This is a genomic window from Xenorhabdus lircayensis (assembly GCF_016306625.1).
In the GTDB taxonomy this organism is placed as follows: Bacteria; Pseudomonadota; Gammaproteobacteria; order Enterobacterales; family Enterobacteriaceae; genus Xenorhabdus; species Xenorhabdus lircayensis.
Genome location: NZ_JACOII010000052.1, coordinates 22,733 through 34,120, shown reverse-complemented (window position 1 = coordinate 34,120; position 11,388 = coordinate 22,733). Strand labels below are relative to the sequence as shown.

The 11,388-nt window shown below is 46.2% G+C and carries 7 protein-coding genes and 1 pseudogene; 3 read left to right on the top strand and 5 right to left on the bottom strand.

Annotation, left to right across the window (positions count from 1 at the left end):
- Together H8A87_RS14905 and H8A87_RS14900 are read right to left on the bottom strand one after the other, a co-directional pair.
- Positions 1-5,898, bottom strand: a 5,898-nt coding sequence (locus H8A87_RS14905) for a non-ribosomal peptide synthetase (protein WP_198690730.1), incomplete at its 3' end; no start/stop codon positions are given.
- Positions 5,899-6,739: 841 nt separating this feature from the next.
- Positions 6,740-6,949 (bottom strand): annotated as a pseudogene (locus tag H8A87_RS14900) (DDE-type integrase/transposase/recombinase); the annotation flags it as partial.
- Between H8A87_RS14900 and H8A87_RS14895 the strand changes: the two are divergent.
- A complete protein-coding gene (locus H8A87_RS14895) occupies positions 6,917-7,213 on the top strand; it encodes an IS630 transposase-related protein (protein ID WP_198690729.1) in 297 nt (98 codons plus the stop codon). The pseudogene H8A87_RS14900 and the gene H8A87_RS14895 sit on opposite strands and share 33 nt — an antisense overlap.
- 95 nt (positions 7,214-7,308) lie before the next feature.
- Here the strand turns inward: H8A87_RS14895 and H8A87_RS14890 are convergent, their stop codons facing one another.
- Positions 7,309-7,962 (bottom strand): ISAs1 family transposase, encoded by a 654-nt coding sequence (locus H8A87_RS14890; protein ID WP_232370281.1) that lies wholly within the window; start codon positions 7,960-7,962, stop codon positions 7,309-7,311.
- A gap of 267 nt (positions 7,963-8,229) precedes the next feature.
- The gene (grcA, locus tag H8A87_RS14885) at positions 8,230-8,613 is read right to left on the bottom strand and encodes an autonomous glycyl radical cofactor GrcA (RefSeq protein WP_198690728.1); all 384 of its coding nucleotides are present in this window, start codon (positions 8,611-8,613) and stop codon (positions 8,230-8,232) included.
- Positions 8,614-8,932: 319 nt separating this feature from the next.
- Here grcA and ung point away from each other — a divergent pair, with 319 nt between their 5' ends.
- Positions 8,933-9,613: a uracil-DNA glycosylase gene (gene ung, locus H8A87_RS14880; RefSeq protein ID WP_198690727.1), complete on the top strand. Its 681-nt coding sequence runs from the start codon at positions 8,933-8,935 to the stop codon at positions 9,611-9,613.
- A gap of 69 nt (positions 9,614-9,682) precedes the next feature.
- On the opposite strand, the gene grpE is transcribed toward ung, so the two are convergent.
- Positions 9,683-10,264, bottom strand: coding sequence for a nucleotide exchange factor GrpE (gene grpE / locus H8A87_RS14875; protein WP_198690726.1), 582 nt, complete (start codon positions 10,262-10,264; stop codon positions 9,683-9,685).
- Between the two features lie 124 nt (positions 10,265-10,388).
- On the opposite strand from grpE, the gene nadK reads away from it, so the two are divergent.
- A complete protein-coding gene (gene nadK / locus H8A87_RS14870) occupies positions 10,389-11,267 on the top strand; it encodes an NAD(+) kinase (protein WP_198690725.1) in 879 nt (292 codons plus the stop codon).
- Positions 11,268-11,388: the final 121 nt, after the last annotated feature.

Below are 11,388 nucleotides of genomic sequence, written 5' to 3'. Positions count from 1 at the left end.
GTATTCGATATTGCCATCCGGCAGCCAGCGGCCGAGATCGCCGGTTTTATACAGCCGGGCACCCGATACGGCTGAGAACGGGTCGGGAATAAAGCGTTCCGCTGTCAATTCTGGGCGGTTAAGGTAGCCGCGGGCCACACCGGTGCCGCCGATATAGATCTCACCGATAACGCCGAGAGGCGCGGGTTCACCCTGTGCATCCAGAATATAGATCTGGGTGTTGGCGATTGGACGGCCAATGGGAACGTTGCCGATGAAACCATTCAGCTCATTGGCGTCAAACGTGATACAGCCAACTACCGTTTCGGTTGGGCCGTACTCATTGACAATACGTGATTCAGGAGAAAGTTCACGCCAACGTGCTACGGTTGAACTAGAAAGTGACTCTCCCCCCACAATGAAACAGTGTTCAGGACAAGTTTGTTTTGCCGTCAGCAATTCCTGACCAACCGCAGCAAAATGGGTTGGGGTGATCTTGACCAGAGTAGTGGCATCCATAGATAACAGGGTGGGTATCAACTCGATCAATTCTTGTCCGTCACGAAGCAGTTGTATTCTGCCGCCACAAAGCAGGGGCAGGTAAATACTGGTGACAGTCGCATCAAAGGCCACCGGTGATGACACAATACTGTTTAGTCGATTTGCATTAGCATAATGTCCAAGAGCCCACTGTAGGTAATTTCTGAATCCGCCGTGCTCAACCATAACTCCTTTGGGTTGCCCGGTGGAACCTGAGGTATAAATCACATACGCCAGACTGTGTGAGGTCAATCCCAGTGCCCGAGCATCGGGGTTTTCTGCCGACTCTTTATCAAAAATAGAGGGTTGTTGGGCATCAAGCACTACAGTAGGCAGGTTGCTGCCCAGTGTTTCCCTTAGGGCTGCTTGAGTAAGTAGTGCTACTGGCGCCGCATCATCCAGCATATAGGCCAGTCGTTCGGCCGGATAGGCCGGATCCAGTGGGACATAGGCGCCACCAGCCTTGAGAATAGCCAGTAACCCCACCACCATCTCTGGACTGCGTTCAGCACAGATGGCCACCCGGTCATCGGGTTTTACCCCCAACGCAAGCAAAGAGTGGGCTAGATAATTAGCACGGCAGTTAAGTTCCTTGTAGCTGAGAGCGCGTCCTTCGAACACCACAGCAATAGCGTCAGGAGTGTGTTCAGCCTGTTGTTCAAATAATTGGTGTACTAGAGCATTTTGCGGAAAGTCAGCTTTGGTCGCATTGAAATCCATCAGCAATTGCTGACGCTCGTTGGCGGACAAGATTGGCAGGCGACAAATAGGCTGCTGAGGGTCGGTAGCCAAGGTTTCGATCAGATTACCCATGACTGTGGTCAAGTAACCTGCTATTCGAGCGGGATCGATCTCCGCAATGCTTTGAACCAACAGACTAAAATCTTCACCTAGATCATCTACCGAGAGAGTGAGCGGATAGTTGTTGCGTTCTGCTTTGGTCAGCAAGCGGATACCGTCCCAAACAACATCAGCGGAGCTTGATTGGTTATGGCGATAGTTGAGCAAGGTACTAAACAGCGGTAATGGCGGAGTAACACTGCTACAGCGTTGCGCCAGTGCCAGAGGTGCTTGTTCATGTTCCAGTAATGTCATCAGGTCGCAGTAGGTGGCTTGCACTACCTCCAACACGCTGCGATCGGCGAGAGATATCCGCACTGGCAGGGTATTGATAAACATTCCCATCACTTGGTCGGCGCCGACAGAACCTTGCAGGCGGCCGAGCAGTACAGAACCGAAGACCACATCATCACGGCCGCTGATTTGCGCCAACATTTGCGCCCAGGCAACATGGAACAGTACCCCTGAGCTGACTCCCAAGCGACGGGCCTGAATGTGGATTGCGCCAGCCAGAGTGCGACCCAGCAATAAACGGGTTTCAGCAATATCTTCACCGCCATCTTTTACATTAAGCAGGCCAAATGGCGCCGTTGGTGCATCGACGTCTGCGAGTCGGGCACGGAAGTAGTCTTCATGTACCGAGGACGGCACGCTCAGGGTTTGGGTAATGAAGTTACGGTACGGCAGCGGATTGGGCAATTCCTCGGTACGACCTTGTAACAGCAGGCGGATTTCATCAACGATAAGCGCCAGTGTCATATGATCACAAATCAGATGATGGAAACTCAGCGCCAGTAACCACTGGTGGTTGTCAGGATCGTGAGCGATATCGGTGGTAAGCAGTGGTGCCTGACTCAGATCGAGTCGGCGCTGACGTGGATCAGCGTGCGCTTGCAACTGAGCCTGCACATTGTCTTCTGAGGTTGGAACAAACGTAATCACTGACAGTGGCGCCTGACGCCAGACTACTTGTACCGGTTGCGTTACGTTTTGCCAGCAGATGGCGGTACGCAGGATATCGTGGCGGTCGATAACTTGTTGCAAGGCGTTAAGGAAGGCATCGAGACACTCACGGTTATCAAAGGCAATCAGACTACTTAACAGATAGGTATCGCCTTGCTCCTGTAGCTGGTGATGGAACAATATGCCTTCCTGTAACGGGGCGAGTGGATAGATATCCTGCACATTGGCCGCGCCGCCGACTACGGTTTTGACAACCGTGTCGATTTCCGCTTGGGACAATGTTGCCAAGGGCAACAAATCGGGAGTAATAACGGCGCAGTTTTTAGGAATACGGTTGGGTGGCACAATAAAAACAGAGTCATCCTGATTTATCTGAATAGCCTGGGCCATGTCAGCAAGCACTGGTGCAGAAAAAACGCCGCGAACATCAAGCAACCATCCTGCATTACGCAGTCGTTCAATCAGGCTGACCGCTATCAGCGAATGACCACCGAGTTCAAAGAAATGATCTTGGCGGCCGACACGTTTCAGCCCCAGCAGGTCTTGCCAAATCTCAGCCAGTTTTGTTTCCTGTTCACCAATGGGGGCTTCATAGTCACGCGTTACCACCGCTGACTGGTCAGGGACGGGCAAAGCCTTATGGTCGAGTTTACCGTTAGGGGTCAGCGGGAAGGTATCCAACACGACAAAAGCACTAGGCAGCATATAGTCGGCTAGATGCTGTGCAAGTTGCTGGCGCAATTTGGTCGGATCCAGTTCAATATCAGGCTGAGTCCGCAAATAGGCTACCAGGCGTTTGTCACCGGGGATATCCTCGCGGGCAATAACAACAGCTTCGTCTATTTCTGGGCACTGAATCAGACGTGCTTCGATTTCTCCAAGTTCAATGCGGAAGCCGCGCAGCTTGATCTGAAAATCGTTACGGCCGAGGTACTCGATATTACCATCGGGCAGCCAGCGGCCGAGGTCACCGGTCTTGTACAGACGGGCATTTGGCGTTGCTGAGAATGGATCAGAAATAAAGCGCTCTGCCGTCAATTCTGGGCGGTTTAGATAGCCACGGGCCACGCTAACACCGCCGATATGAATTTCACCTGCCACGCCGAGGGGCACTGGCTGGCCTTGCGTATCCAGAATATAAATTTGGGTGTTAGCAATTGGGCGACCTATGGGAGGTAATGTTGCCCACTGATTAATATCTTTGTCCAGTATATATGCTGTAACCACGTGGCTTTCCGTCGGGCCATAGTGATTGTGTAACTGGCATGACCCAGCGCGTTGTAGAAAACGGCGAATGGCTGGTGTAATGCGCAATTGTTCGCCTGCGGTAACGATGTGAGCCAGACTAGTAAAATCGCCTTCAATGCTGCTGGAAGCTTCAGCAAGGTGTTGTAGAGCAATGTAGGGAAGGAAGAGCCTGTCAATTTGTTTTTGCTGAATAAGTTGGAGGAGTTGTTGCGGCTCCCGACGTATGGCTTCATTAATTAAGACCAAACATCCACCTTCACATAGGGTCGTAAATATTTCCTGGAAGGCAACATCAAACCCTAATGCAGCAAATTGTAGTGTTTTACCGTTCCCGGAGAGATGGGAAGGGTTTTGACGGTGCCATTGCAACAAATTCGACAACGCCGCCAGAGGCATTTCCACTCCCTTGGGGAATCCGGTGGAGCCTGAGGTATAAATCACATACGCCAGATGGCGTGAGGTCAGCCCCTGTGATTGAGCATTAGGATTTTTTTCTGACTCTTCATCAGAAATGGATGGGGCTTGGGTATCAAGTAGCACGGTAGGCAGATGACTGTTCAGCCTTTCAGTGAGTGAAGACTGGGTAAGCAGCGCCACCGGTGCCGCATCATCAAGCATATACATCAGTCGTTCAGTCGGATAAGCCGGATCTAACGGCACGTAGGCACCGCCAGCTTTGAGGATAGCTAGCATCCCTACTATCATCTCCAGACTGCGTTCAACGCAGATGGCGACTCGGTTATCGGGTTGTACTCCTAAAGTGAGCAAGTAATGCGCTAAACGATTAGCGCGACGGTTGAGTTCATCGTAACTAAGGGAGTGAGTTCCAAACACTACTGCAATAGCATTCGGAGTGCGTTCAGCCTGTTGTTCGAACAGTTGATGTACCAGAGTATGTTGTGGAAAGTCAGCATCGGTTGCATTAAAGTCCACCAGTAGTTGCTGGCGCTCCGCCGCTGGCAATAGCGGTGCTTTTCCTACGGGCATATCCAGAGATGTGATGGCGGTTTCCACCAATAGGGCCAAACGAGATTGAAGGGCAATAACCTCTTCGTGACTCAGGTAATTAGTATCGTAATTAAATTCGATTGTGGCAGGTTGGCTTACGTTTTCAAGGTGGGTAAATGTGTATTGGTAGATAGCTATCGTGAGAGGAAACATGGCGCCACGATATGATTGCTTAAGTGTTGTGACGGTACCTTGCATACTAGCATTAGTTTCGAACAACTCCAGCGAAAGCATGATATCAAAAAGTTGAGTACGTCCTGTTTTCTGTTTGATTTGCGTGTGCTGGTTAATCTCTGCGATTGGCAACCGCTGATGCTTATAGCAACGACGCAATTCCGTTGCTGCCTTGCGCATGACATCAAGAAAAGAATCCTCAGAATGAACAGTCACTCCGATGGGGATAACTGATGAGAACATCCCCATTGTACATTTCTGTTTCGCATTTCTGCGATTGTGCACTGGGACGCCAATAACAATCTCCTCAGCGTCTGCACTGCGTGCGAAATAGCAAGCCAGAACGGCATACATAAAATGGAGGACGGATAACCCATGAGCGGCCACTGTATCTTCAATCTGTTGAAAAAGTGTTTTATCCAATTGCCAAAGAACGGGTTTTGTTGGCTTATGTGTGACAGATGTGTCTGGATTTGAGGGCGGAATTAGGGCTGGAGGCAGTTTTTCATAGCGTTCCAGCCAAAATTGCAGGTCGCGCGCGCGTAATTTGGAGTCAAGATAGGTACGATCTTCAACAATAAAGTCGAGGTAGGAAGGAGCAACTTCTGCTAATGCTTCCCCCTTGACCAAGCGATTGTAATTATCTGTAAGATCTTTGATAACCAGCCTCAAACCCAGACCATCTGAGATCAAATGATGACAGCAAAATTGCCAGTACCAGCGTGTATCACTGACCCGCAGCAACTCGGAACGCCACAGCTCCCCATACAAATGGAACGGGCGTATAAAAGTAGCGTGTATTTGCTGTGCAGCTTGGGCTTCTGCATCAGCATATTGTGAAAAATCGTGCACAGCTAAAGATACTGAGAAAGTATCGACGAGTTTTTGACGAGGTAATCCGTGGGTATCCACAAGCCGTAAGCGCAATGTGTCATGGCGAGAAACAACGGCTTCAAGCGCCTGAGTGAACAATATTTCATCCAGATCTCCATCGATACAGACCAATGTACTGATGTTGTAATTGGGGGAGTCAGGATGAAGAATTTGATCAAGCCAAACGACTTGTTGAGTAGAACTAAGTGATAGTTCATGAGAAGAAGTAAGAGGATTCTCTAATGATGGGTTGTGGCTATGTGGCACATTCATTTTATAATTCCAAAGCGTCAGGTTTTGATCTATCAACTAAACATCGTTCTAATTTCTAATAGGGCACTGCATTTGATAACAGACAATAATATAGTGATACGTTTATATGCTTAATTCAGATCAAAGAATGATACAGAAATAATCCGATTGATATTTATCACGGAGAGGGATAATTAAGTTTGTTATTAAAACGTGATGGTTAGGTTTTATATGATATTATTCATATTAGTGATTAAATTTCACACCTAAGGTATAAAAAGGAAACTACGTAATAAAAACATTAGACATGACATTAAAATTAAACAAATATTCTTAATAGAAATGAAATGAAATGAAAAAACGCAAACTTTTTAGACACATTCACGATAGATATACCCACACCAAAATTTAAATTTTACTTAAAAGGGCTTTAACCTGCTATGAGCCTACCGCTAATGCGATTAATTGGAAGTTTAATATACATATTTCTATGGAAAGCCATTCTATTATCTAACTATAATATATCATATGTAACTAATTCAATTAAATAACTATTAGTAGTTATAATGTAATGGACACCTCCCTAAATCGGCTTCAGTGAGCCATGCTGAATGTATCAGCAAAATATGAAGAGGGGTCGGGAGAGCGTAAAAAACTGTGGGGCACTTTATTCAGTTAGCGATAAAATGAGCAACTAAACATACTTATCAGAGAACTTGAGCGAGTTACCCGGTCGCTACCCTCCTCAGAAACCTGACTTATCGGACTATCGCATCCGGCTCTCCCCAGTTTGTTCGCCCCAGAACAGAGGGCACTGTTGCAAATAAAGTTGTAAGTTTGAATCATCTCCGATTAAAAATCGTTATAGACCAAATACGCTATTCACTAGACGTCCTTCGCCTAAAGGATGACCATAATAAAATATTTCGGCTTGCCCTTTGCGTAATGCCCGCATCACTTCAATCCCTTTAAGAGTCGCATACGCTGTTTTTAACGTTTTGAAACCTAACACTGGATTAATGCTCCGCTTCAATTTACCATGGTCACATTCAATTCCGTTGTTGTGGTATTTTTCCGAAAAAAAGTCCTGGCATACAAACACAAGCATTCGTTGACTTTCGAACAAACGAGTGCCCACTTTGAGATCTCTATCCGTACCCTGTTTCGCTGGAGTCACAAAATAGAACCCTGTGTAACCCGTGATAAACCGCCCACGAAAATCCGTGATGAGACGCTCCTTATTGATGTCCAAAATTATCCTGATGATTATCAATGCGAAAGAGCAAAACGGCTGAATATCACCGTCAAAAAAAACGCTAAAACATCCCAACGCTGACGTTCAGCGCCGTCAGGCATTTATCGAGCGTATCCGTCACTATAAACACACGGACAAACCGATTGTTTATCTGGATGAAAGCGGTTTTGCACAGTCTATGCCCCGCACACACGGTTATCGTCGTAAAATTCGCCCTGATTACCTTTCAAGGCCAGCACATAATCGGCCTTATCCTCAACAATTTGGTTGGCTATTTTGTGTTGGCAGCCCATGGCACCCAGGGTGAGGGGGGAACCTTCAATATCCAGTAGTGCCAGAAGTTTTGGGATCGCGGTGATCTCGTTCGATTTATCCGAGACTTTCACCTGACCAAAACAGAGCTGATTCGCCACCGACCAGGCGCTGACCAAATGGAGAGCCGGAACACCGCTGGCTTTATCGAGTGTCCCCCTCATGGTTTTGCCATCCAACGCAATAATATCCGCAGATATTTTGGCTAAGCTATTCACCCATTCGGTAAAAGCGCCCCCGAACTCTTGTGGATTAAGCCGGTTTATCACATCGTTAAAAGTATCATGGCGGGGGATGCCATTGGGGAGATCCAGAAATTGTCTGAACCAATCTTCTTTGGACTTTCCATATTCTTCAATGGCATTGAAACTCTCACAACCGCAGATAACCGCACAAATCGATATTGTGAGAATGTCGATAAGAGAATGCTGCTTAGTCCGGTTAAACCGGGGATCAGTGAGATGTCCAAAGGCGTTGCTGAGGGGGGTGGCTTTCATGGCAGTTTCTACGGTTATCATTAACAAAGAGCCGATTATAAATCACAAACTGCCACCAATCCCCCTATCTTGATGAATTGAAAACACACGGCTGATCCCATTGTTCAATTTAGACCCGTTTGCCCTGAGCCTCTCGCTGCCTGCTAGATTATTTAAACTCAATAGATTTTAAGTTGCAGCCCAGTGGCAAGGGGGTAAATCCTCTGACGCGCAAAAAGCCTGGTCACTAATTATTGAGCTATTTGGCAGTTAATCGCCCCCTCTTAATCCATTGACTTTATAAAAAAATCACAGAATTTCTGTAAAAGTACGGGTAATCACATCACGTTGCTGTTCTGAGGTTAATGAGTTAAAACGCACTGCATAACCAGATACACGAATGGTAAGCTGAGGGTATTTTTCAGGGTGTTTCACCGCATCTTCCAGGGTTTCGCGGCGCAGGACATTCACATTCAGATGTTGTCCCCCTTCTACACGCACAGTCGGTTTAACCTCCAACGGAATTTCGCGATATTCAAACTGCCCCAATTCATCTTTGGCAACAATTTGGCCCTCATCGTAATCTGCTTTGGCGCAGATACAACGCGCTTCATTTTTTTCATCATCCAACAGCCAAAAAGAATTCATCAATGCAGCATTGTCAGATTGGGTAATTTGAATCCCAGTAATCATTTATACCTCCAACATCATCATCTTGGTTATTTAGTCAAAATTTTTTCTTAATTTCCTGTATACCAGCACAAATGAGAAGTTTCTTTGATTGAAATCAATTAATTTTATAAGGTTATTATCAATGAAACTATAACCCAATGTTTTAATCCATTTTTTAAACATCAAACGCATAAAATAATTTTTATAAATTTCAAAATAATTTATAAAAACAGATTTTAATTCTATGAATTAAGCTTGGATGGGGATCAGAGGGTTTCCCTATGCCAAGGGAATCGGTAAGCTTAAGCCCATCTGATAATCATCTAGAAAGGGATTGGCTATGTCCTCACCTCTCACATGGCACGATGTCATCGGCAATGAAAAGAAACAGCCTTATTTCGTTGATACATTGGCTTATGTTGCCAATGAACGCCAGGCTGGCAAAACCATTTATCCGCCACAGCAGGATGTTTTCAACGCATTCCGCTATACCGAGTTGGCCGATGTAAAAGTGGTTATTTTGGGACAAGATCCTTATCACGGCCCGAACCAAGCCCACGGGCTAGCCTTCTCTGTACAGCCGGGTATTCCTGCGCCACCTTCTCTCGTCAATATGTACAAAGAGCTGGAATCGGATATTGCTGGATTTACTCGCCCTAATCACGGTTGCTTGATCAGTTGGGCAAAACAGGGAGTACTATTGCTCAATACCGTGCTAACCGTTGAACGTGGCAATGCACATTCCCATGCTAATCTGGGGTGGGAAACATTCACCGACAAAGTCATTGCTGCAATCAATGAAAATCGTCACGGTGTCATTTTCCTGCTTTGGGGGTCTCATGCTCAGAAAAAAGGCCGTTTTATTGATACACAGCGCCATCATGTATTAAAAGCGCCGCATCCTTCACCTTTGTCTGCTCATCGCGGATTTTTAGGCTGCAAACATTTTTCACAAGCGAACACCTTGTTAGAAACACAAGGATTGTCCTCGATAGATTGGGCACCTCAATTACCTCAGTAACCTAACTCTACCCACAAAAATGCCGCCTTTTGAATAATGGCGGCATTGCATCACGGAATACCGTAATTTTTATTTAGAAACGGCAACCATTGCAGGACGCAATAAACGACCATTCAAGGTGTAACCTTTCTGCATTACCAACATAACATGATTAGATTCATGCTGATCAGATTCCATCATGGTCATTGCCTGATGCACTTCAGGATTGAAAGGCACATTGGTGTCACTCACAACTTCAATGCCGAACTTACCCACAGCACCGATAAAAGATTTCAGGGTCAGTTCAATGCCTTCAATCATAGGTTGTAGCGCTTCATTGGCACGATCGGCTACATCTAGTGCTCGTTCCAGATTGTCGATAACTGGCAGGAGTTCATTGGCAAATTTTTCCAATGCAAATTTATGTGCCTTTTCTACATCCTGCTCGGTACGACGGCGAATATTTTCCACTTCAGCACGAGCACGCAGCATAGCATCGCGTTCGTTAACCTGAGCCTGTTTCAGTTGTTCTTCCAACTCAGCAACACGCGGGTCAACAACATTTTCAGTCTCTGGCGCATCTGCCTTTTCTGCATTCATTTGTTGCTCTAATACATTTTCTGTATTTTCTGAGACTTGCTCGTCAGGTACTTTTTGGTCTTTACTACTCATGAATATCTCCGCGTATTTTGTATTATCTTCGCCATTCCCGATTATTATGGGGATCAAAACGCGGGATTCAAGGGAACACATCATATTGTGAGGGCAAAACCATATGTTGAAGGAAATAACAGCAATGAATAATGAATTCAAATGCATCGGTATTGTCGGCCGTCCACGTCACCCTGAAGCACTGGCCACCCATGAAATGCTTTACCATTGGCTGGTATCTAAAGGCTATTGCGTCATTGTCGACAGACAGGTTGCGAAGGACATTGATTTAAAAGATGCCCAGACTGGAGGGCTGACAGAAATCGGTAAAATCGCTGATCTGGTGATTGTTGTAGGTGGAGATGGCAACATGCTCGGTGCCGCCAGAGTGCTATCACGCTATGACATCAAAGTCATTGGTATCAACCGGGGCAATTTAGGCTTTCTGACTGATTTAGATCCCGATAATGCTTTACAACAGCTCGCCGACGTTCTGGATGGCGAATATCGGGACGAAAAACGCTTTCTGCTCGAAGCTCAGGTCACAAAAAAAGGGCAAAGATCTCGGCGTAGCACCGCACTAAACGAAGTCGTGTTACATCCGGGCAAGGTTGCCCATATGATTGAGTTTGAAGTTTATATTGATGAACGCTTTGCCTTTTCCCAACGTTCAGATGGCTTAATCATAGCAACACCTACCGGTTCCACCGCCTATTCGTTGTCTGCCGGGGGGCCAATATTAACGCCAAACTTGGATGCCATCGTGCTGGTGCCAATGTTTCCACACTCTCTCTCGGCTCGTCCCCTCGTAATCAGCAGTGAAAGCAGCATTCGCCTGAAGTTTTCTCAAAACAGCAGTGACTACGAAGTAAGCTGTGACAGCCAGATCGTCCTGCCGATCCAAGATGGTGAAGAAGTGATTATCAAACGCAGTGAATATAATCTGCACTTAATTCATCCGAAAGATTACAACTACTTCAACACACTAAGCACAAAACTAGGCTGGTCGAAAAAAATGTTCTAAAAATGAAGCTCCCTACTTTACTGTATAAAAAACCAGTTTATACTGTATGAAAGTACAGACATGTTTTTATGCACAGGATCATGTTTTTATACACAGTGCGTGTTTTTATACAGTAAAAAGC